17 protein-coding genes are annotated in these 22,593 nt (G+C 68.3%); 4 read left to right on the forward strand and 13 right to left on the reverse strand.

Annotated features, from left to right (window positions below; genetic code table 11):
* Positions 1-7 precede the first annotated feature (7 nt).
* Positions 8-388, reverse strand: a complete 381-nt coding sequence (locus ABIN76_RS10720) for a hypothetical protein (protein ID WP_346959730.1) — start codon at positions 386-388, stop codon at positions 8-10.
* Between the two features lie 356 nt (positions 389-744).
* On the opposite strand from ABIN76_RS10720, the gene ABIN76_RS10725 reads away from it, so the two are divergent.
* On the forward strand, positions 745-993 hold the full coding sequence (locus ABIN76_RS10725; protein ID WP_003804966.1) for a WhiB family transcriptional regulator: 249 nt from the start codon (positions 745-747) through the stop codon (positions 991-993).
* Positions 994-1,101: 108 nt separating this feature from the next.
* Here ABIN76_RS10725 and ABIN76_RS10730 read toward each other — a convergent pair whose 3' ends face one another.
* Genes ABIN76_RS10730 through ABIN76_RS10745 form a run of 4 tightly spaced genes read right to left on the reverse strand, consistent with a single transcriptional unit; the run spans position 1,102 to position 9,593 of the window.
* Positions 1,102-2,571, reverse strand: a complete 1,470-nt coding sequence (locus tag ABIN76_RS10730; protein ID WP_346959701.1) for a PAS domain-containing sensor histidine kinase — start codon at positions 2,569-2,571, stop codon at positions 1,102-1,104.
* Positions 2,572-2,606: 35 nt separating this feature from the next.
* Complete coding sequence (locus ABIN76_RS10735; protein WP_346959702.1) at positions 2,607-7,502, reverse strand: NAD-glutamate dehydrogenase; 4,896 nt, start codon at positions 7,500-7,502, stop codon at positions 2,607-2,609.
* 58 nt (positions 7,503-7,560) lie between these two features.
* Positions 7,561-8,952, reverse strand: coding sequence for a chromosome partitioning protein (locus ABIN76_RS10740; RefSeq protein ID WP_346959703.1), 1,392 nt, complete (start codon positions 8,950-8,952; stop codon positions 7,561-7,563).
* Complete coding sequence (locus ABIN76_RS10745; RefSeq protein ID WP_346959704.1) at positions 8,952-9,593, reverse strand: hypothetical protein; 642 nt, start codon at positions 9,591-9,593, stop codon at positions 8,952-8,954. The genes ABIN76_RS10740 and ABIN76_RS10745 overlap by 1 nt, the downstream gene beginning before the upstream one ends.
* Before the next feature lie 153 nt (positions 9,594-9,746).
* On the opposite strand from ABIN76_RS10745, the gene ABIN76_RS10750 reads away from it, so the two are divergent.
* Positions 9,747-9,962, forward strand: coding sequence for a helix-turn-helix domain-containing protein (locus tag ABIN76_RS10750; RefSeq protein ID WP_346959705.1), 216 nt, complete (start codon positions 9,747-9,749; stop codon positions 9,960-9,962).
* Between the two features lie 10 nt (positions 9,963-9,972).
* On the opposite strand, the gene ABIN76_RS10755 is transcribed toward ABIN76_RS10750, so the two are convergent.
* Positions 9,973-10,545: a hypothetical protein gene (locus ABIN76_RS10755; protein WP_346959706.1), complete on the reverse strand. Its 573-nt coding sequence runs from the start codon at positions 10,543-10,545 to the stop codon at positions 9,973-9,975.
* Positions 10,546-10,721: 176 nt separating this feature from the next.
* Between ABIN76_RS10755 and ABIN76_RS10760 the strand changes: the two genes are divergently transcribed.
* On the forward strand, positions 10,722-11,459 hold the full coding sequence (locus ABIN76_RS10760; protein ID WP_346959707.1) for a LysM domain-containing protein: 738 nt from the start codon (positions 10,722-10,724) through the stop codon (positions 11,457-11,459).
* A 46-nt stretch (positions 11,460-11,505) separates the two neighbouring features.
* Positions 11,506-11,979: an Rv3235 family protein gene (locus ABIN76_RS10765; protein ID WP_346959708.1), complete on the forward strand. Its 474-nt coding sequence runs from the start codon at positions 11,506-11,508 to the stop codon at positions 11,977-11,979.
* A 96-nt stretch (positions 11,980-12,075) separates the two neighbouring features.
* On the opposite strand, the gene secA is transcribed toward ABIN76_RS10765, so the two are convergent.
* The 7 genes from secA to mtrA all read right to left on the reverse strand — a co-directional run bounded on the left by secA (position 12,076) and on the right by mtrA (position 22,317).
* The gene (gene secA / locus ABIN76_RS10770; protein WP_346959709.1) at positions 12,076-14,814 is read right to left on the reverse strand and encodes a preprotein translocase subunit SecA; all 2,739 of its coding nucleotides are present in this window, start codon (positions 14,812-14,814) and stop codon (positions 12,076-12,078) included.
* A gap of 84 nt (positions 14,815-14,898) precedes the next feature.
* Positions 14,899-16,155, reverse strand: a complete 1,257-nt coding sequence (locus ABIN76_RS10775; protein ID WP_346959710.1) for a DNA glycosylase AlkZ-like family protein — start codon at positions 16,153-16,155, stop codon at positions 14,899-14,901.
* A gap of 29 nt (positions 16,156-16,184) precedes the next feature.
* Positions 16,185-16,904, reverse strand: a complete 720-nt coding sequence (raiA, locus tag ABIN76_RS10780; protein ID WP_346959711.1) for a ribosome hibernation-promoting factor, HPF/YfiA family — start codon at positions 16,902-16,904, stop codon at positions 16,185-16,187.
* A gap of 143 nt (positions 16,905-17,047) precedes the next feature.
* The gene (locus ABIN76_RS10785) at positions 17,048-18,028 is read right to left on the reverse strand and encodes a ComF family protein (RefSeq protein ID WP_346959712.1); all 981 of its coding nucleotides are present in this window, start codon (positions 18,026-18,028) and stop codon (positions 17,048-17,050) included.
* 68 nt (positions 18,029-18,096) lie between these two features.
* Complete coding sequence (locus ABIN76_RS10790) at positions 18,097-19,815, reverse strand: LpqB family beta-propeller domain-containing protein (protein WP_346959713.1); 1,719 nt, start codon at positions 19,813-19,815, stop codon at positions 18,097-18,099.
* Positions 19,812-21,671 carry an MtrAB system histidine kinase MtrB gene (gene mtrB / locus ABIN76_RS10795; RefSeq protein ID WP_346959714.1) on the reverse strand — a complete coding sequence of 620 codons (1,860 nt, stop codon included), beginning with the start codon at positions 21,669-21,671 and terminating at the stop codon, positions 19,812-19,814. The genes ABIN76_RS10790 and mtrB overlap by 4 nt, the downstream gene beginning before the upstream one ends.
* Positions 21,643-22,317: an MtrAB system response regulator MtrA gene (gene mtrA, locus ABIN76_RS10800; protein WP_346959715.1), complete on the reverse strand. Its 675-nt coding sequence runs from the start codon at positions 22,315-22,317 to the stop codon at positions 21,643-21,645. Before mtrA ends, mtrB begins: the two co-directional genes overlap by 29 nt.
* Between the last annotated feature and the right edge of the window lie 276 nt (positions 22,318-22,593).

Genomic DNA, 22,593 nt, shown 5'->3' on the forward strand with positions numbered 1-22,593 from the left:
GGAGTCGCTAGAGGGCGCGGCTTGAGCCGCCCGGACGGGATGCGAAGGCAATGACCCGCTTGTCGAACAGCAGCACAATCGCCAGGGCCGCAGGCAGCAGCATGGCCAGCCCCGCCGCGGGGTACCCGCCGGTCAACGTCGGGAAGCCGATGGTGAGCATAAACAGCTGGGCCACCAGCGCGCCGGCCCTGGGCCAGCGGTAGCCGCGGAAGAGGAAGTAGCTTACGGCGAAAAGCCACGCGGAGAACGCCAGCAGGAGCCCCAGGGTGAAGACCGCGCCCCAGAAGGACAGGACGGGGGCTCCGGTCAGCAGCTGGAAACCGTACCAACCGGCGGCCACCAGCAGCGCCGTGGCCTCCAACGCCGTGACGACGGCGATGACGGTGATTCCGGCGGGCCTCGCTGAGGGAGCGGGTCCCGGTTCGCCGGGTACTGGACCGCCGGCCACCGGACCGCCGGGCTGCGGCTCAGGGGGCTGGGCGGGGTTTACGGGGGGTCTTGACACACTGGCACCCTACCGGACATAGTCGAGCAGATGTGGGGGTACCGCCAGCCAATGTGATGCATCGCTCACGATTTGGCGGCATTTGTACGGCAAATACCCCTTGTTTACACAGCGTTAACATGACACGCTTAATCCAGATGACCGAGGGGGCCCACAGGGCCCCTTTCTTATGAAGCCTCTAGTGAATAATTTCACAAGAGGCATTTAACGAATTCCCAGGAATGGAGTTACTGATCAGCATGGATTGGCGTAACCGCGCAGCGTGCCTTGACAAGGACCCGGAGCTGTTTTTCCCCGTCGGAAACACCGGCCCCGCCCTCCTGCAGATCGAGGAAGCTAAGAGCGTCTGCCGGCGCTGCCCCGTTGTGGACACCTGCCTGCAGTGGGCCCTCGAATCCGGCCAGGACGCGGGCGTCTGGGGCGGCATGAGCGAAGACGAACGCCGCGCCCTAAAGCGCCGCGCGGCCCGCGCCCGCCGCGCTTCCTGATCCCCCGCCTTCGGGCGAGACATCAGCAATGGCCCCGGACCACTTGGTCCGGGGCCATTGCTTTGCCTGTGCCCTTTGCCTTTGCCGTTGGCTTTGCGCTGGGGGCGCTCAGCGGGTGGCGAGGCTGAGGACCACCTGCACAGCCGTTCCGCCGCCCTCGCGTGGCTTCCACTGGATGCTCCCGCCGAGTTCGCTGGTGACCAGGGTGCGCACAATCTGCAGCCCCAGACCCTCGGTGTAGGACCCGGCCGGCAGCCCGACGCCGTCGTCCGCCACCGTCACGGTGAGCAGTTCGTCCCCGTCCTCGCTTTCGGAACGGTCGGCGAGCAGCCAGACCGTCCCGGCCCTGCCCTCGAGCCCGTGCTCGACGGCGTTGGTGACGAGTTCGTTGATGACGAGGGCCAGCGGCGTCGCGAAGTCGCTGGGCAGTTCGCCAAACAATCCGGAGCGCTGCGTCTTGACTTGCTGGGAGGGGGAGGCGACTTCGGCGGACAGGCGGAACTGGCGTCCGATCAGCTCGTCGAAGTCCACGCTCTGGGTCAAACCCTGCGAGAGCGTCTCGTGGACCAGGGCGATGGTCGCGACCCGGCGCATGGCCTGTTCGAGCCCCTGCTTGGCCTCGTCGCTGACCATCCGGCGGGACTGCATGCGCAGCAGCGCCGCCACGGTCTGCAAGTTGTTCTTCACGCGGTGGTGGATCTCGCGGATGGTGGCGTCCTTGGTGACCAGCTCCATCTCCCGGCGGCGCAGCTCCGAGACGTCGCGGCAGAGAACGAGCGCCCCGAAGCGCTGCTGTTCGTCCCGCAGCGGGATGGCCCGGAGCGAAAGGCTCACGCCGCGGGATTCGATCTCGCTGCGCCACGGCATGCGCCCGGTGACCACCAGCGGCAGCGTCTCGTCCACCATGCGGCGGTCCCGCAGCAGGCCCGCCGTGACTTCGGCCAGCGACCGGCCCTCCAGCGATTCGCCGTCGCCGAGGCGGCGGAACGCCGAGACGCCGTTGGGGCTTGCGTACTGGACGATCCCCTCGGCGTCGAGCCGGATCAGGCCGTCACCGACGCGCGGGGCGCCGCGGCGCGATCCGGTGGGCGAGGCAAAGTCCGGCCAGAGTCCGAGGGTGCCCATCCGCAGCAGGTCATAGGCGCACTGCCGGTAGGTCAACTCCAGCCGCGAAGGCATCCGCGAGCTGGAGAGGTCCATGTGCGAGGTCACGATCGCGAGTGTCCGGCCGTTGCGGACCATCGGCACGGCCTCGACCCGCATCGCCATGTCGCTGCTCCAGTTGGTCTCGTTGGAGCGTTCGATGGTCCGGCTTTCCCACGCCTTGTCCACGAGCCGCAACAGGTCCGAGCGGATCCCCTCCCCGACGAAGTCGGCGTGGAACACCGTGTGCGTGGTGGAGGGGCGAACGTGGGACAGCGCCACATAGCCGAGCTCCGGGTGCGGAAACCACAAGGCGAGGTCGGCGAAGGCAAGATCGGCGACCATCTGCCAGTCCCCCACGAGCAGGTGCAGCCACTCGGCATCCCCCGGCCCGAAATCAGCATGCTCCCTGATAGGGTCCGTAAAGATTGCCACAGCACCTCCATTTGCGACGCGGGGGCCGGCAGACCCTAGCGTCGGACGATTGACCTCAAGAGCCTCAATGCTACCGAGAGTGAGGCCATGTCATCGGCCTCGAGCGCGTTCACCTCGTCGAACATGCTCTTCGCCCGCCCCAGCTGCTCCACATTCTGGCTTTCCCAGGCCGCCAGCCGCTCTTCCGCCGGAAGATCCGACGGCGTCGCCTCCAGGACCGCCGTCGTCATGTCCGAGACGGTCGAGTACAAGTCATCGCGCAGGGCCGCCCGGGCCAGCGCCTGCCAGCGGTCCTTCCGGGGCAGCTTGGTGATGCGCTCCAGCAGCGAATCGGCGTGGAAACGGTTGAAGACCGTGTAGTAGACATGGGCGATGTTCTCCACCGGCTCGGAGCTGACGTGAACGATCTTGGCGATGTCCAGCAGCACAAAGCTTTCGAACAGCTCGGCCCAGCGGTGCGCCAGGTCCTCGGGAAGTTCCCAGCCCCGGGCCTTCTCCAGCCACTGCGACACCCGCTCGCGGTCGTCGCCGCGCAGGTAGTCCAGCAGCCGGGCCCGCATCGGATCCATCAGCGGCTTGAATTCGGCCACGATCTCGGCGATCGGCCGTGCCGCGTTGCCCTGGCTCAAGACCCAGCGGACCGCGCGGTCCAGCAGCCTGCGGATGTCCAGGTGGACGGTGCTCCAGTGCTCGGTCGGGAACGACGCCGGCAGCTCGTTGAGCTCGGCCACCATGATATCCAGCTCATAGACTTCGCGGAGGGCGACGAATGCCTTGGCGACGGCGGACTCGGTGGCTGAGGTTTCCTCTATGGCGCGGAACGCGAACGTGATGCCGCCCAGGTTGATCATGTCGTTCGCGACGACGGTCGCGATGATCTCCCGGCGCAGCGGGTGGGTGTCCAGTTCGGCGTCGAAGCGTTCCCGCAGCTGCTTCGGGAAGTAGGCGCGGAGCGTTTCGCGGAACCACGGGTCCTCCGCGAGGTCGCTGTCGCGCAGCGCCGTCGCGAGTTCGATTTTGGCGTAGGCGGCCAGGACGGAGAGTTCCGGCGAGGTCAGCCCCTGGCCCTGCTCGAGGCGCTCGCGCAGCGTCTCGGTGGTGGGCAGCGCCTCCAGCTCACGCTTGAGGTCGGCGGATTTTTCCAGCCAGTCCATCAGCCGCTCGTAGCTGGGGCTCCATTCGGCCACCCGCATGCGGTCGTTGAGCAGCAGGATGTTCTGGTCGATGTTGTCCTCGAGCACCAGCCGGCCCACTTCGTCCGTCATTGCGGAGAGGAACTCTGCACGCTCGGCCGGGTCCAGTTTGCCGGCGGCCACCATCCGGTCCACGAAGATCTTGATGTTGACCTCGTGGTCGGAGCAGTCCACGCCCGCCGAGTTGTCGATCGCGTCCGTGTTCAGGATGACGCCCTGCAGCGCGGCTTCGATCCGGCCGCGCTGGGTCATGCCCAGGTTGCCGCCTTCGCCTACCACCTTCACGCGCAGCTCCCGGCCGTCGACGCGGATGGAGTCGTTGGCCTTGTCGCCGACCTCGGCGTTGGTCTCGGTACTCGCCTTCACGTAGGTGCCGATGCCGCCGTTGTAGAGCAGGTCGGCCGGGGCCAGCAGGATCGCACGGAGCAGTTCCGGCGGGCTGAGCCGGGTGGTGCCCTCCGGCAGTCCCAGCGCTGCCCGGACCTGCGCGGAGACGGGAATGGATTTGGCCTGGCGGGCGAAGACGCCGCCGCCTTCGCTGATCAGCGACTTGTCGTAGTCGTCCCAGGAGGAGCGGGGCAGTTCGAAGAGCCGCTGCCGCTCCGTGAAGGAGGCCGCCTCGTCCGGGGCCGGGTCCAGGAAGATGTGCCGGTGGTCGAACGCAGCGAGCAACCGGATGTGCCGCGAGAGCAGCATGCCGTTGCCGAAAACGTCACCGGACATGTCCCCGACGCCGACGACGGTGAAGGGCTCGGTCTGGGTGTCCAGGTCCAGCTCGCTGAAGTGCCGCTTGACCGATTCCCAGGCGCCGCGGGCGGTGATGCCCATCGCCTTGTGGTCGTAGCCGACGGAGCCGCCGGAAGCGAAGGCGTCGCCGAGCCAGAAACCGTACTCGGCCGCGAGGGAGTTGGCGATGTCGGAGAACGACGCGGTTCCCTTATCCGCCGCGACGACGAGGTAGGAATCGTCGCCGTCGTGCCGGACGACGTCGGCGGGCGGCACCAGCGTTTCGCCCTCCGGGGTGGTGACCAGGTTGTCGGTGATGTCCAGCAGGCCGCGGATGAAGGTCTTGTAGCTTTCGATCCCCTCGGCCATCCAGGCGCCGCGGTCCGCGGCGGGATCCGGAAGCTGTTTGGCGTAGAAGCCGCCTTTGGCTCCGGTCGGGACGATCACGGCGTTCTTGACCGTCTGGGCCTTGACCAGGCCCAGGATCTCGGTGCGGAAATCCTCCCGGCGGTCAGACCAGCGCAGCCCGCCGCGGGCCACCTTGCCGAAGCGCAGGTGTACGCCCTCGACGCGGGGCGAGTAGACCCAGATCTCGAACATCGGCCGCGGGAACGGCAGCCCGTCAATGCCGGAGGGGTCCAGCTTGAAGCTAACGTGGGTCTTGTCCTGGTAGAAGTTGGTCCGGAGCGTGGCCTGGATCAGGTTCTTGAAGGTGCGCAGCACCCGGTCGGCGTCGAGCGTGGCCACCTGCTCGATGGCGGCGTCCAGGCCGGCGCGGACCTCGTCCTGGCGCTGTTCGCGGTCGCCATCGGCCAGCGCCGGGTCGAAGCGCGCGGCGAAAAGGGCGTTCAGCCCCCGGGCCACGTCCGGGTTGGCCAGCAGGGTGTCCGCCATAAATTCGAAGGAGTTGGTGTTGCCCATCTGGCGCATGTACTTGGCGTAGGCGCGCAGCACCACCACCTGGCGCCAGTGCATGCCTTCGCGGAGCACCAGGCGGTCGAAGCTGTCCGATTCCACGGCGCCGGACACGGCCGCGCCGAAGGACTCGCCCAGCAGGGCTCCGGTGCGCTCCGGGTCCACCCCGGCCGGGTACTTCAGGCCGAGGTCGTAGAGGAAGAAATCGCGGTGGTCGGCCGTCTCGATCTCGAAGGGGCGTTCGTCCAGGACCTCGAGGCCGAGGTTGTGGAAGTACGGCAGGATCTGGCTCAGGCTCTTGGGTTCGAGCATGTACAGCTTGACCCGGGCGTCCTCCTCGAGGGTGGCGCCGGCGCCCTCGGGCAGGTAGACGTGGACGCCGGGCTGATCGACGACGGGCTCGACGGCGCCCTCGGAGGCGCCGCCCTGAGAGGCAGCGCCCTGGGCGGCGGCGCCATATTTTTCGAACCGGGCGATGTCCTGCAGCGCGTCCTCAACCTCGTAGTCGACGCGGTAGCCGGCGGGGAACGCCTCGGCCCAGATCGCCGCGAGGTCCTTGGCGCCGTTCTCGCCGTCCGCGCCGGCCCGGGCGCGCAGCACCTCGGCGATGCCCTCGCTCCAGGAACGCGCGGCACGGACCAGCCGCTTCTCCAACTCGTCACTGTTGACGTGGCTGACGTCGGCGTCCTTGGGAAGCCGGATCCGGAAGAACAGCCGGGCGAGGGCGGATTCGGTCATCCGCGCCTCATAGTCGATCGAGACCGCGTCGAAAGTCTGCCGCAGCTCCTTCTCGATGCGCAGCCGGACATTGGTGGTGTACCGGTCGCGGGGAAGGTATACCAGCGCGGACATGAACCTGCCGTAGATGTCCGGGCGGAGGAACAACCGGGTCCGGCGGCGCTCCTGCAGCCGCTGGATGCCGGTGGTGATGGCGGCGAGGTCGGGGATTTCGATCTGGAAGAGCTCATCGCGCGGGTACGTCTCGAGGATGCCGAGCAGATCCTTGCCGGAGTGCGAGTCCGGCGGGAACCCGGCATCGCGCAGCACGGCGTCGACCTTCTCGCGGACCACCGGGATGTCCCGGACGGAGCCGGAGTAGGCGGTCGTGGCGAACAGGCCGATGAAGCGCCGTTCGCCGTTGACGTTGCCGGCGGCGTCGAAGCTCTTGACGCCGATGTAGTCGAGGTAGGCGGAGCGGTGCACCGTGGAGCGGGAGTTGGCCTTGGTGATCACCAGTGCCCGCTTCTCGCGCGCCTTCTTGCGGCCCGTTTCGGTCAGGTGCTGGATCTGGTGGCGGGTGTCGGCGCCGTTGCGCAGCAGGCCGAGGCCGCTGTCTTCCCGCAGCTCCAGCACGTCCTCGCCGGATTCGTTCAGCAGGTCGTATTCGCGGTAGCCCAGGAAGGTGAAGTTTCCGTCGTCGAGCCAGCGGAGCAGTTCCTGCGCCTGGCGGAGTTCGGCGATCTGGCCGGAGTTGGCCACCTTGTCGAGGTCGTCGGATATCTCGTGCGCCTTGTTGCGCATCTTCGGCCAGTCCTCAACCGCCGCCCGGACGTCGCCGAGCACCCGGGTCAGGCCCTCGATCAGCTCGGCGCGCTTCGCATCATTGACCCGGTCAATTTCGACAGCGATCCAGGACTCCATGTGCGAGGCGTTGTCGCCTTGGGCGATCAGGTGCGACAGGTTGGGCATCGCCGCCGTGTCGCCGCTGGAGATCCCCAGATGCGAGGGCACCCGGGCGACCTTGACCAACTGGCCGGTTGCGCGGTTGCGGGTGACGACGAAGAGGGGGTGGATCACGAGGTGGATCGGGGACTTCTGCCGGACGAGTTCGGCGTTGACGGAGTCCACCAGGAAGGGCATGTCATCGGTGACGATGTAGATGACACTGGCCTCGGCCTCATCGGAGATCGAAATGTTGGCCACGCCAGGCTGGCGGGTGGCGGCCGCCTGCAGGTGCGTCTGGGACCGGGCGGTCAGGACGTCTTCGCCGTAGCCGCGGGCATCCTCCTCGGCGAGATGTTCGTAGTACTCCGCGAAGTACCCTTCACCGGCACCGATCGAAACGGGTTGATCCTCCACGCTGGACCCAGACGACATCGACAAACGCCTCCATCAAAAAGTTCATTGCCGCACCGTTGCGGCCCTCATGGCGAGCCTAGCCCTTTAGCCCGGCCTTCGCTGTGGAAGAAAGTACAGAGGATTTACGATTTCGCTGGAGAGGTGCACAAACCAGCGCGGCGAGGGACCTGCGCAGGGGCGAGTCGGGCGCGGCCTCAAGCAGCAACGAGCCGGCCAGCAAGGCGGCGTCGCACGCTGCGGCATCCGCCGGAAGGAACGCTTCCAGCGGCACGGCGGGTCCGTAGCGCGCCCAGGCCTCGCGAAGCTGGCGTTCCGGGGAGCGTCCGACGGCGGCGGCCCGCACCTTGTTCAGGACGACCCGCGGTGAGGCCTGCGGGACGGCCGCCGAGAGTTCGGCCAGGCCGCGCACCAGCCTGGGCACCCCGACCGGGTCGGCGGCGCCGACGGCAAAGACGGTATCCGCCAGCTCCAGGCTGCGCAGGGTCGCGGCGTTGCGGCGCGGCGCCATCGAATCAAAGCTGAGCTCCTCGTCGGCCTCCAGGCAGAAGCCGGCGTCGATCACCGTGACCTCGGCGACCTCCCGGGCCCGTTCGTAGACCAGCGAGAGCGCCGCGGCGCGCAGTTCGGTCCAGCGGTCGGCCCGGGTGATGCCGGTGAGGACCCGGAAGGTCCCGGCACGGCTGGCCACCGGCGCGGCGATCCGGAGCAGCGCAGCGCCGTCGAGCAGCCCCTGGTCCGCCAGCCGGCAGGCCTGCGCGAGTCCGGCAGCCTCGTCGAGCAGCCCCAGCACCGCGGCGACGCTGGCGCCGTAGCTGTCGGCGTCGACCAGCAGCACGGATTTGCCCTCGGCGGCCAGTTCGCCGGCGATGTTGGCGGCTAGCAGGGTCCGGCCGGGCGAGCCGGCGGGGCCCCAGACGGCGATGATCCTCCCGGCCGCGGGCCTGCCGCCGCCGGCCCCGCTCCTCGCCCCGCATGCCCCGGCTGCCCCGGGATCCGATCCGCGGTCCCCGGCGCGCTGCGCTGCTGCACTGCCCGCCGCCGTGTCCGCCGCGCCCGCGGATGTGCGAGGCGCCGCGAAATGGTCGGCGAAGGCAGTTGCTGGCGGTTTGGGCCGCTCCCCCGCGAGCTGCGCCACCGCACCTGCGATCAGAATGGCGAGCGCGGCCGGTTCAACCCCGGAGACCTCGGCCGTCACCCCGATCCCCCGCAACCTGGCGGCTTCCTCGGGGCTGTCGGTCAGCGCTACCACGGCCACGCCGACGGCGGAGAGACGGTCCACGAGGGAGGCAGTGAGCTCCGCACTGCCTTCCGCGACGACGGCGGCGCGGGCCAGCCCCGTCTGGCACGCGGCGAGCAGCTCGGCAAGTTCGCCGCAGCGGCGCACCACGGACACCGGCCCATGAAGCCGCTCCAGCCCGCCGACGAGGTCGTCACGGGTCCTCCCCACCGTCACCACCGGAATGCCCATCAGGGCGCACCGCCCGGATTCCAGACCACCGAGATGTTCGCCTTGTTCGCCTGCGCCCCCAGCAGTTTCGGCATCTGCCCGTCCGGGACCAGCACCATCACCACGGTGGAGCGCTGCGACCCCAGGGCGGTGCTGCCCGGCGTGAGTTGCGCAATCTCGGCCCCCGGAAGCAGCAGTGTGGGCTCGCTGAACCCGTTTCTGGTGTCCGGAAGCGCTACCCAGACATCCACCCGCGAGCCGGCTACCGCCTGCGGCGGCAGGGCTTCATCGATGGTGATGGCGACGGGCTTGCGGTCCAGCCCGTCCTGCCGGCCGAAGCTTTCGCGCGGCAGGAGCTGGTCCTTGCCGACACGCTGAACCGCCACCAACCCGTCAGCCAGGCCCGACTCCGGCGTGAAGTAATGCCCTTCGACGTCACCCAGCCGGACCTTGACCCGGTGGAGTTTGTCCGGGGTGAGCTTCTCGCCGACAGCGATCGGTTCGCTGGCTGCAAAGGCCTCCGTGGTCTGGTCAGCCGTAGCCACAAGCGAAACGACACCGGCAACCGAGGCCAGCACCAGCAGGATCCCCACGAGGAGCCGCGGGTCCTTCCACGAGGGCTTTTTCAACCGGGCGCCGCCGGCAACCGTGCTCACACTCATGCGTCCTGCTCCCCCTGTAGTCGCAGCCCGGGCTGCGGGCGCCGGACACCCCTATTGTCACGAATTGGTGCCCCGGCGGGAAGAGACCTGGACAAACAGCAACAAATTGTGGATAACGGCCCCAAACGCCGCCACTGGTGGCAAAATGGTGCCATGCCCCGATTCCTGACCCTCGCGGACGTTGCCGAGCAGCTCCAGATCAACTCCCCCGCTGCGTACGCCCTTGTCCGCAGCGGCCAGCTCAAGGCCATCCAGGTGGGGGGCCGCGGCCAGTGGCGGGTTGAGGAGACCATGCTGGAGCAGTACATCCAGGAACGCTACGCCGAGGCCAGCCGGATGATCGAGGAGGCCCGGGCCAGGGGCAACTGAGTCCGTCTGGCTACCCGTCGGCGCCGCGTGCCGATCTCACCCCGGCAAGGGCGCCAAAGGGAATCGTTGCCACCGCGCGGACATTGGCCGGGCGCCGTTCCTCGCCCGGACCGGTGACGGCCAGGTCCAGGTAATCGCGCCCGACCCGGTCAATGACCCCGTGCAGAGCGGATTCCCCCGCTGCCCCGCGGGACACCATCACGGCCACGCTGGCGCGGTCCCTGGCCAGGCCCCGGAGTGCGCTGGCCAGTCCGAGCCGCTGCCGGACTTCCGCACCCGCGCCGACCGCCAGCCCGGACAGGCCCGCGTACCGAACCGCAGCGGCGTGGGGAATTAGCAGCTGGTGCCGCTCCTCATCGAGGACCAGCCACTGGCTGCCCGCGTGGCTCAGGGTCCCTTCGTACACCGTCCCGGAGCCGAGGTGCACGCCGATCCGAAGGCCCACCGAACCCCGCAGCCGGTCCGCCAACTCGACCGTTGCGGCTTCCACCCGCGCCCGTTCACCGACTTCGACGTCGAGGTCGGTGCGTTCGCCGGCAGCCAGCTGTGCCTCCAGGTCTGCAAACAGATCGTCCCAGCGCATGGCGACAGCGTAGGGGTGGTCCCGGCGGCGGTCAATCCACATTCTTTCGTGCGGCTCTGGACAAACCACCCCAACCGGACCAAACTCGCTTAAAACACCCAAACCGCATCAAACCACATCAAACTTATTCCCAGCCACAGTGCAGGCGGGCGGCCGGGCCCAAGGAGGAGGCAGTCATGGACACCACGGAACTTTCCCGCGGCGGGCACGGGCCCGGCACCGACGCCGCCCTGGCGTTCCTCATCCTCCTGCTCGGAACCTTCCTCGCCGGATCGGGCGCCCAGCTCACCCAGCGCCTGCACTCCTCGGCCGCGCGGCGCCAGTCCCTCTCCTTCGAGGACCACCTGGCAATCGCCGCCAACACCACCGGGTTGATCATCGTCGCCTGGTGGGTGCTGTCCTTTCTGATCGCTGTCACGGCTGCGCTGCTCGAACGCAGCGGCAGCCGCCGCGCCGCAGTGGCCGCCGGCCGGTTCAGCCCCGCCTTCATGCGCCGGCTGGCCCTGGCCGCCGTCGGGCTGCAGCTCGCCACGGCCCCGCTGGCCTACGCCGGTCCCGGTTCAGGGGCGCCGGCACCGCCCACCCCGCCGGCCGTTGCCGCGGCGTGGACCCCCACGGGCGGCGCCGTGGGCGCGGATCCGCGCTGGGCACCGGCGCCGCCGCCGGTGGACCCCCGCGCGCTGGCGCCCCTCCCGCTGCGTCAGCAAAAGCCGGCCGCGGGCGCGGGCGAGGTCACCGTCCGGGCCGGGGACTCACTGTGGAGCATCTGCGCGGCGGAGCTGGGCCCGCTGGCGTCCGACGTCGACATCGCCCTGGCCTGGCCGCGGCTCTATCAGGCCAACCGGAAGCTCATCGGCAGCGATCCCGGACTGCTGCTGCCCGGGCAGGTCCTTCGGCTGCCGGCCAATCCCTGAAACCCGCCCACCTGTACCCCCATCAAACGACAGCAAAGGAAGACCCATGAGTTCCGTAACCGGTATCCGCGCAGGCGCCGCTGTCCCTTTCCCGGCCGCGCCGCCGGGGCCCTGCCCGGTCCCCGGGCCCTCCGGGCCGCGCGGTCCGGCACCGGCCCTGCGGGTCGTGGACCAGGACCGCGAGGTATGCGCGATTTGCCGGTCCACCGTGCAGGCCGCCATCGAGGTCCTCGCCGGCACGCGCCCCGCCCAGCAGCTCGCGCGCCGGCTGGACGAGCGCTGCCTGGCCGCGCTGCAGCACCGGGCCGCCCTGACGCGCCGTGTTGCGTCCGGCACCTCCCCGACAGCCGGCCGGCTGCACCGGAACCCGGCCGTCCGCTCGGTCCGCGCCTTCCGGGTGTCCGAGGACGTCTACGAGGCCAGCGCCGTGGTGTCCGACGAACTGCGCGTCCGCGCCGTCGCCCTGCGGCTGGAGCGCAGCAGGCTGGTCTGGCGGGTCACCGTCCTGGAGATCGGCTGAGGATTCGCGCCAGGAACGAGGGAAAGGAGGTCAATACAAAAAGCAGGGCCGGAACTGTCGTTCCGGCCCTGCTTTTTTGCTGTCAGCGCGTCGGCGTTAGCGGCGCTTCTTCTTGTTCGCGCGGCGCGGCGACTCCTGGGCTGCGGCCTTCGCCGGGTTGCCGGAACGGCCGGAGGACTTCGCCTCGACCCGCGTCTGGGCTGCCCCGTCCTCGCCGGGCGCCGTGTACTGCAGCTGGGCCGGCTGCTCCGGCGCTTCCAGGCCGGCGGCGTGGATCTGCGGCTCGAGGTGCTCCGTGTGCTGGCCCGCGGCATCGGCCACCACAACGTCCTGCGCCGGGGTCACCTCGACCTCCAGGTTGAACAGGAAGCCGACGCTCTCCTCGCGGATGGCCTCCATCATGGCCTGGAACATAATGAAGCCTTCACGCTGGTACTCGACCAGGGGGTCGCGCTGGGCCATCGCCCGGAGGCCGATGCCTTCCTTGAGGTAGTCCATCTCGTAGAGGTGTTCCTGCCATTTGCGGCCGATCACGGAGAGGACAACGCGCCGTTCAAGTTCGCGCATGCTCTCGGAGCCGATCAGCTCCTCGCGGGCCTGGTAGACCAGGCGCGCATCGGAGAGGATCTCCTCCTTCAGGAAGTCGGCCGTGATCCGCGACTTGCCGCCGGCCTCGTCGATCACATCGCGCGGTGCGAAACTGACCGGGTACAGGGTCTTCAGGTTCGACCACAGCAGGTTGAAGTCCCAGTCGTCGCCGGTACCTTCGGCGGTCGCCTCATCGATGAACGCGGTGATCGTGTCCTCGAGGAAGTACTGGACCTTTTCGTGCAGGTCATCGCCTTCCAGGATCCGACGGCGGTCACCGTAGATGGCCTCGCGCTGGCGGTTCAGGACGTCGTCGTACTTCAGCACGTTCTTGCGCTGTTCGGCGTTGCGGCCCTCCACCTGGCCCTGGGCCGAGGCGATGGCCCGCGAGACGAGCTTGGATTCGAGCGCGACGTCGTCCGGCACGGAGCTGTTCATGAGCCGCTCGGCTGCGCCGGAGTTGAACAGCCGCATCAGGTCGTCGGTCAGCGACAGGTAGAAGCGGGACTCGCCCGGGTCGCCCTGGCGGCCGGAGCGGCCGCGGAGCTGGTTGTCGATCCGGCGGGACTCGTGCCGCTCGGTGCCGAGCACGTAGAGGCCTCCGAGGTTGAGGACTTCCTCGTGCTCGTCCTTGACCGACTGCTTGGCGGCTTCGAACGCAGCCGGCCAGGCGGCCTCGTATTCCTCGGAATTCTCCTCCGGATCGAGTCCGCGCTTGGCGAGCTCGGCGACGGCGGTGAACTCGGCGTTGCCGCCAAGCATGATGTCGGTACCGCGGCCGGCCATGTTGGTCGCGACCGTGACGGCGCCCTTGCGGCCGGCCTGCGCCACGATGGACGCCTCACGGGCGTGGTTCTTGGCGTTCAAAACCTCGTGGCGGATGCCTTCCTTGGCCAGCAGCCGGGACAGGTATTCGCTCTTCTCGACGCTGGTGGTGCCGACCAGGACCGGCTGGCCCTTTTCGTGCCGCTCGGCGATGTCCTTGACCACGGCGTCGAACTTGACCGTCTCGTTCTTGTAGACGAGGTCCGGCTGGTCGATACGCTGCATGTCCCGGTTGGTGGGAATGGCGACAACGCCGAGCTTGTAGGTGCTCATGAACTCGGCGGCTTCGGTTTCGGCGGTACCGGTCATGCCCGCGAGCTTGTCGTACATGCGGAAGTAGTTCTGCAGCGTGACCGTGGCGAGGGTCTGGTTTTCGGCCTTGATTTCGACGCCTTCTTTGGCTTCGATCGCCTGGTGCATGCCCTCGTTGTACCGCCGGCCGGCAAGGATACGGCCGGTGTGCTCGTCCACGATCAGGACTTCGCCGTCGAGGATGACGTAGTCTTTGTCCCGCTTAAAGAGTTCCTTGGCCTTGATGGCGTTGTTCAGGAAGCCGATCAGCGGGGTGTTCGCGGATTCGTAGAGATTATGGATGCCGAGGTAGTCCTCGACCTTCTCGATGCCGGCCTCGAGGACGCCGACGGTGCGCTTCTTCTCGTCGACTTCGTAGTCGGTCTCGGGCTGCAGCCGCAGCACGACCTTGGCGAACTCGCTGTACCAGCGGTTGGTGTCGCCCTGCGCGGGTCCTGAAATGATGAGCGGGGTGCGGGCTTCATCGATGAGGATGGAGTCCACTTCGTCGACGATGGCGAAGTGGTGGCCGCGCTGGACCAGTTCGGATTTGTCCCACGCCATGTTGTCGCGCAGGTAGTCGAAGCCGAATTCGTTGTTGGTGCCGTAGGTGATGTCCGAGGCGTACTGCTCGCGGCGGACGGCGGGGTCCTGGTTGGAGAGGATGCAGCCGCTGGTCAGGCCGAGGAAGCGGTAGACGCGTCCCATCAAATCCGACTGGTACTCGGCGAGGTAGTCATTGACGGTGATGACATGCACGCCTTTGCCGGTGAGCGCGTTGAGGTAGGCCGGAGCGGTGGCCACCAGGGTTTTACCTTCACCGGTTTTCATTTCGGCGATGTTGCCCAGGTGCAGGGCGGCGCCGCCCATCAGCTGGACGTCGAAGTGGCGCATCCCCAGGGTGCGGGACGATGCCTCGCGGACGGCGGCAAACGCCTCGGGCAGCAGGTCGTCGAGCTTCTCGCCGTCGGTGTGGCGGGCACGGAGACGGTCGGTCTCTTCGCGCAGTTCGGCGTCGGTGAAGGTCTTAAAGGAGCTTTCCAGGGCATTGATGGAATCGGCATAGTTCCGCAGTTGCCGCAGGGTCTTTTTGTCACCCGTGCGGAGAAGTTTTTCAATAAGTGATGCCACGTGAAATTGCTCCCAGTCTCAAGCTGCCGAATTCCGGCGTGTTTAGTCTACGGGAGAGACGCAGGGCGGGACGCGCCTGTTCCCTCAGAGCGGAGGCAAGCCGGCCACGGCCCGCCCAAGCGCCGGCGCCAGGTCCCCCACGGGGGCGACAACGATCCGGTCCAGCTCCAACCACTCTGCCATGAGCTGCAGTTCTTCGGCGAGTTCGACGGCGGTGTCCACCGGCGCGCCGGGCTCTGCATGGCTGCCGCGGACGAGCAGGCTGCCGGTCGCCCGGTCTGCTTTCAGGTCCACGCGCGCCACGATCCCGTCGCGCAGCAGAAACGGCAGCACGTAGTAGCCGTAGCGGCGCTTGGCTTCCGGGGTATAGATCTCGATCCGGTAGTGGAAGCCGAACAGTTCCTCCAGCCGGCGTCGTTCAAAGACAAGGGAATCGAAGGGGCTGAGCAGTGCACGGCCGCGGGCCGCGCGGGGCAACCCGGCGTCCGCGTGAAGGTAAAGGGGCCTGTTCCAGCCGGTGACCGTTACCGGCCCCAGCCGCCCGGCCTCCACGAGTTGCTCCACCGCGGTGGCGGCGGCGCGCAGCGGGGTGCGGAAGTAATCCGCGAAGCACCGCACGGTGCCGATCCCGTGGGCCTGCGCCGCGGCGTCGATCAGCCGGACCATGGCCGCCGCGGCGTCCGGTTCCCGGCCTGCGGCGGGGTCCGCCTGCGCCGGCTCCGACCGGCCGTCCGGGAGCGAGGCCGCCAGGACCCTGGCGGTCAGCGTGTAGCGGCGTTCAAAGGACCCGGTCCGTGACGCGGCCGAGACAAGGCCCTCCTCGAAGAGGTGCTCGAGGACGCGTTTGACCGCGTTCCAGTTCCACCCCCAGTTGTCTTTTGGCCGGTCCTCCACGTGGCCCAGCCTGGCGGTGAGTTCGGCGGCGGTCAGCGGCCCGCCCGCGCCCAAAACCTCCAGCACGCGCTGTGCCATCTCGCCGCGCAGCTCCGGGTCCATGGCGTGGGCGCCGACCCATTTGCGCTTTTGCCACAGCACGAGGTCCGGGAAGTGCTCGGGCCGGATGAAGCTGGCCTCGTGGGCCCAGTACTCCATCATCCGCCGCGGGTGCTTTTCCGCCATGCGGTGCAGCATGGCCCGGTCGTAGTTCCCGAGCCGGGAAAAGAACGGCAGGTAGTGGCTCCGCGAGAGCACGTTGACCGAATCGATCTGGACCAGGTGGAGGCGGGCAAAGGTACGGCCCACCGCCCGTGCGCTCACGGGTGCGGTGGGCCGGACCTTGTCCAATCCCTGGGCTGCCAGTGCGATCCGCCGCGCCTGATTGAGGCTCAGCGATGCGTGCACATCAGTCCCTTCGTCGGATGGTCACCAGCTCAGGCGCTGGCAGGCTCATCCTCTGAACGATAAGCGATGATCTTCTCTTCCAGCGTAGCCTCGCCCGGTTCGCAGGTCTGGTCCAGGCTGATGACGCCGTAGGTCCAGCCTTCCCGGCGGTAGACGACCGAGGGGGCCTTCGTCTCCTTGTCCACGAACAGGTAGAAGTCGTGGCCCACGAGTTCCATATTGTCGACGGCGTCGTCGAGCGAGAGGGACGCTGCAGGGAAAACCTTCCGGCGGATCAGCACCGGCGAGTCGCCGGCCGGGATGTCATTCTCCAGCTCGTACGGCGATTTCTCTGCCGGCGCGGACTGCGGCGGACGGCTGGCTTCCTCATAGATGGGCTCGCTGGTGCTGGCGGGCTCCAGGGATGCCGTCGCCTCGGTGACGGACTTCGGCGTGTGCCGGCCGTGGTGGACCTTCTTGCGGTCCTTGGCCCGGCGCAACCGTTCAAGAAGCTTGTTGTAGGCGAGATCGAAGGCAGCAAATTTGTCTGCCGCGCTGGCTTCGGCGCGGATCACGGGACCTCGTCCGAGGACTGTGAGCTCTACGGTGAGCAGTTCGGCGGTCTGGCGGGCCTTGGTCTCCTTAGTGACCTTCGCATCAACCCTCTGGACCTTGTCCCCCAGGGACGCGATCTTTGAGATCTTTTCGTCGGCGTATTCGCGGAACCGGTCGGAAACCGTCAAATTACGTCCGCTGATCATGAACTCCATGGTGCCCTCCAAATGACTTCGGTGACACGACAGCGGCGCTTCCGGGGGCTGATCTGACTGACAGTCGAGCCCCTTTCCGAGCCGCTATCGACAGGTACATCTGTTCTTGGTACCCATCTTCGACGTTAGTTCATAGCCCCCTGTTATTCATCTTTTTTTGGTTTATTTTTTTCCTCCCGCCCGTGGTTCCCGCCAGCGGCGGGGATTGCCGCGGCAAAGTCGTACTGGTCCGGCGGGCGTGTCGCCGCGAGCACCACCGCGCCGCGGACAACGCCGCCTGCGGCGCGCAGCGCCCGGGCCGCTTCGGCCAACGTGGCACCGGTGGTGAGCACGTCGTCGACCAGGACGCAGGGCGCATCGACCAGCCGCGCCCGGCGCGTTGCGCCCTTGACCCGCATGGAACCGCGGACCTGCCGGACCCTGGCCGCTCGGCCCAAGCCCTTCTGCCCGCCGGGCCAGCCGGGCCAGACGGGCGCCGCCGTGCTGCGGCTGCCGGGAGCGGCCGCCGCGGGACGGGTCCGGCGGAGGACATCGGCGACGTCGGCCCGGTCCAGCGCCGGATTCAGCCGGGCCCTGGCGAGCAACAGGTGCACCGGGCTGAACCCCCGGCGTCGAAAGGCCGCGCTGCTGGTGGGGACGGGCACCAGCACGATCCGCTCCGCCTGGCCGGCAGCGGCACCGACGGCCTTGACGAGGGCCGCGGCCAGTTCCTCGGCCAGCTGGCGCTGGCCGTATCGCTTGAAGGACAGCACGGACTGCGCCAGCTCCGCCCGGTAGACGCCGGCCGCGACCACCGGCAGCAGGAGGGAGCCGTCCATGTCCACCAAGGCGGGAGCCCTCCCCTCGGCCCGGAACGGCCGGCGCGTCAGCTGGCGGATGCGCCGGCTACAGGCGGCGCAGAGGGTCCGGTCCTCCGCTCCGCAGCAGACGCATTCCACCGGAACGGCGAGCGCCAACAACTCCGCGGCGGCAGCGGCGGCCCACTCCGCGACCCGCGCCGGCCAGTGGGAGTAGCCGCCGCGGTGTTTCGCCGTTCCCGGGTGCGGGGCGAGGTCCGGGTCAGGGGTCCGGTCAGGGGTTCGGTCAGCGATCCGGTCAAGGGCGCGGCGCCGGAGTTTAGTCACCATCCAAGGCTGGGCGCGCCGTGCCCGGCGCGGCAGGGGTCACCGGCGCTATGTGGACAGGCAGCCGGTCAGCCCGGGAAGGACGGGTCGATGGCACCCTTGAGCTGCGCCGACCAACCGTTGCCCAGGCGCTGGAAGATCCCTTCCGTGGATTGCCCGAAAATCTCCGCCGGCCCGTTGCCCGCGCTGAGCGCGGTCAGCCCCGGCCAGGGCGCCAGCTCCTGCGGAGCGGTTGACGTCAGGGAGAGCAGCTCGGGAGTGACGTTACCGCTGGCTGAGCTCTTCATCACCGCGACGGTCGTGTCGTTGACCCAGACACCGCGGTCCGGGGCCCGGGCCGTCAGCAGGGTGATGGGCGCGGTGAGGTCCCGGGGGGTGCCGTCGGCGGTTCGGACGATTCCGGTGATCTGGACGGAGGTCTTGCCGTTCAACTCTGAAATGACGAGGGCCCGGGTTCCTTCCCGCGAGACCCTGAATTCCTTGACGCTCCGGCCGTCCAGCCACGGCGGCGCCAGGGTCACGGTGGGTACGTTTGCCCCCGTCGCGATCCCGGTGGGCCGGTAGGCCAGGACCTCGGTGGTCCCGTTGCCGCCGGGTCCGGCGGTCCAGACCCAGTCGTAGCGGCCGAAGGACGGCCGGGAAAGGCTGGCCCGCGTGGTGAGCGCGCGTGCCGGCTGGCCCGGGATGATCGAGTACAGCGTGCTGTGGCCCCGGTTCAGGAACGCCACGGCCTGGGAGACCGGGGATTCCGCGGGCAGGCGCGGGGCCAGGGCCCGGACGGACTGGATGTCCGGCACCGGCCCCAGCTTGTTGTTCTCGTAGCGGACAAGGTCGTTGTTGCTGACGGCGATCTGGCGGGCCGGAACGTCCTCGTCCCGCACCGGCGGGAGCACAGATCCGTCATCTTCCACCCGCACCAGGTCCTGGTTGGCCCGCAGTTCCACGTTGATGACATCGGGCTGGCTGCGGAAGGTCAAGGCGAGCTGGGTCTGCATCCGCAGCCGGTCCTTGTTGGAGGCCTCCACGAGGTCCTTGGCCGTAAGGTCCACCTGCGCGGCGCCGGAGACCACCGGAACCGACTCGCGGGCCAGCTTGATGCCCGAGGGGAAGGCGCTCACCACGGCGCCCTTGAGGTAGGGGGCGGGACCGCCGAGCAGCGCACTGGCCATGGCCTTGACGGTCTTTTTCTTGATGAACCAGCGCATATCCGGCACCGCGTAGGTAAACGTGGGGTCGTAGAAGTAGATGGGGTACGCGCCGTAGATGACCTTGAACGTCTGTTCCGGGATGGCGGTGCCGTCCGGGATCTCCGCGATCCGCCACTCGCCGTCTACCTTGGTCAGCGTCGCGGGAATGCTTTCCTTGGACCCTTCCGGCAACGCCGTCGCGATCCCGTCGGCGTCGACGGTGTAGGCGAGGTCCAGTTCGTAGTTGAAGACGTTTTCGACGGCGGTGCGCACCACGCGGGCGGAGCGGAACACCAGTACCCGGCGGTCCGGCTTCCACTGCACCGACGAGGCCTGGGTGAGGTACTGCCGGGCGACGGCGTAGTCGTCCTCATAGCCGCTGCCCGCGAGATAGAAGTCCTCGATCACCGCTTCCGGGGTTGCGCCGGCCCGAGGAGCCACGGGGAAGAAGACCGGGGCGTTGTTGGGCTTCCCGGCACTCTCATCGGTGCTCTTGCCCACCGGCCCGGATCGCGGAATCTGGGCGCAGGACGTCAGCAGAACCAGGATCACCGCCAGCAGGGCCGCGGCGGGGCTGGTGAACTTCCCGGTGCCTTTCATGACTGCTCCTTCGTCCCGTCGCGGCCGGCGGCCGGACGGGGATCGGTGACGGCCGTCTCCAGCAGCAGCATCGTCCGTTCGGACTGGTCGCCGGCCGGGCCCACATCGGCGGGTTCCAGTTGGAGCGGTGACCTGGTGATGGTTTCCCCCTGGCGCAGCGGCAGGGTGAGGCGGAAGTTGGAGCCGCGTCCCTTGTTGCCCCAGGCCTGCAGCCAGCCGTTGTGGAGCTTGGTGTCCTCGGTGGCGATGGAGAGTCCCAGGCCGCTGCCGCCGGTGGTCCGTGCCCGGGCGGGGTCGGCGCGCCAGAACCGGTCGAACACGCGGGCGGCTTCCGCGGCGCTCATGCCGATGCCGTGGTCCCGGACGGCGACGGCCACCGCGGTGTCGTTCGCCGCCACCGAGACGTTCACCGGCCGGCCCTCGCCGTGCTCCAGGGCGTTCAGGACCAGGTTGCGCAGGATCCGGTCAATCCGCCGGTCATCCATCTCGACAATAATGCTCCCGGCGGGGGCATTGAGCGTCACCTCGGAGCCGTACTCGGCGGCTACCGGGGCGACCCCCTCGATCACGTGCGAGATGAGCTGGACGATGTCGGTGGGTTCGGCGTCGAGCATGGCCACGCCGGCGTCGAACCGGGAAATTTCCAGCAGGTCCGCCAGCAGCGACTGGAAACGTTCGACCTGGTTGTAGAGCAGTTCCGCGGACCGCTTGTTAATCGGGTCGAACTGGTCGCGGGCGTCGTACAGCACCTCGGCGGCCATCCGGACCGTGGTGAGCGGGGTCCGGAGTTCGTGCGAAACGTCGGAGACGAACCGCTGCTGCATCTGGGACAGGGTGGCCAGCTGGGTGATCTGCTCCTGCAGGCTGGCGGCCATGTGGTTGAACGAGGCGCCGAGGCGGGCCACTTCGTCCTCACCCTTGACCACCATGCGCTCCTGCAGCTGGCCGGCGGCCAGCTTTTCGGAGACGACGGCGGCATGGCTGACCGGGCTGACCACGTTGCGGGTGACGTACCAGGCGACGGCCCCGATCATGAGCGCCAGGGCTGCGGCACCGGCCAGCAGGACGTTCTGGATCTCGTCCAGGGTCTTTTGCGCCGTGTTGAGGTCATAGATGAGGTAGAGCTCATAGACGGTTCCGTTGAAGGTCACCTTGTTACCGACGGCGATCCCGGGGCGGTCCTCGGTCCCCACCGGGAACTCCGTGGAAGCCCAGAACTGGTCCTTGCCGGAGTCCTGGACCGCCTTGCGCAGCTCGGGAGGGATCACACTGATGGTGAGCTGGTCCGATGCCCGAGATTCTACCCACCGGTTGCGGGGTTTGGTCTGTTCGGGCATGGCTTCGAAGACATAGCGGCGCTGGATCACCGAGCCGCGGCCTTCGACCGCGTTCAAGGTGTCGTACACCAGGGTGATGACGCTCGACTGGTCGGTGACCTGGGCGCCGTCGAACGTGTCCTGGACCTGCTTGACGTTGTAGCGGGTCTCGGACTCCGCCTGGGCCAGCCGTTCCTGGAAGAGGTTCTTGGCGATCTGGTTCGACAGGTACGCGCCGACCACGGCGAAGGAACCGATGGCGAGCATGAGGGTGGTCAGCACGGTGCGGAACTGCAGGGACCGGCGCCAGCGCCGCTGCAGGGCGCGCAACAGGTACCTGGCTGCCGGCAGCAGGCGCGACGCTCCGGTGCGCACCAGCCGAAGAACGCGGGCGGTGACGATCCGGGCGCGACGTGCCCAGATGCGGGCGCGGAAAAGCGGACTCTGCCCGGCGGGCGACGCCGGCGGCCCGGCGGGCCCGGGTTCCGGCTGCGGGTGGCCGTCCGCCGGCTCAGGAGCCTGCTTTATAGCCGACACCACGGACCGTCAATACAACTTCAGGGGCTTCCGGATCGCGTTCGATCTTCGAGCGCAGCCGCTGGACGTGGACGTTGACCAACCGGGTGTCCGCCGCGTGGCGGTAGCCCCAGACCTGCTCCAGCAGCAGCTCGCGGGTGAAGACCTGCCAGGGTTTGCGCGCCAGGGCGACGAGCAGGTCAAATTCCAGCGGAGTCAGTGAGATCCGTTCGCTGTTGCGGCTCACCACGTGGCCGGCGACGTCGATCGTCACGTCAGCGATGCGCAGGGTTTCGGGCGCCTTCTGGTCGCCCGGACGCAGGCGCGCCCGGACGCGGGCCACGAGTTCTGCGGGCTTGAAGGGTTTGGGCACGTAGTCGTCGGCACCCGACTCAAGCCCGCGGACCACATCCGAGGTGTCCGACTTGGCCGTCAGCATGACGATCGGCACATCGGACTCGCCGCGGATCTGGCGGCAAACTTCAATGCCGTCCATCCCCGGAAGCATCAGGTCCAGCAGCACCAGGTCCGGCTTGGAGGAGCGGAAAACCTCCAGGGCCTGGCCGCCGTCCGCGCAGAAGACGGGGTCGAAGCCGTCGTTGCGCAGCACAATACCGATCATCTCGGCCAGCGCCTCGTCATCGTCAACTACCAAAATCCGTGCCTTCATAGCTTATATATTCCCCTATTGAAATGGCTTTGTCGTATTCGGGCGGTCCCCGGCATGGCGCGGAGAGTTGCCCGCCGTGGGGCGGCCGGGCTGCGTCCGCCGGTAATCGCGCACCGCGCACCGGCCTAAGGCTTGCGGCCGGCCGCCGAAACTATAGGCTGGGGGCACAGCTGGCCCGGACTCACGCCGGGGCCTGCGGGCAGCAGGGCGTCCGGGCCCGGGCCGCGGGCGTCCGGCGGGCAATTTCTTGGGGAGGAAAAGCTTGTCTGAGCAGGA

This window comes from uncultured Arthrobacter sp. (genome assembly GCF_964021775.1).
In the GTDB taxonomy this organism is placed as follows: domain Bacteria; phylum Actinomycetota; class Actinomycetes; order Actinomycetales; family Micrococcaceae; genus Arthrobacter.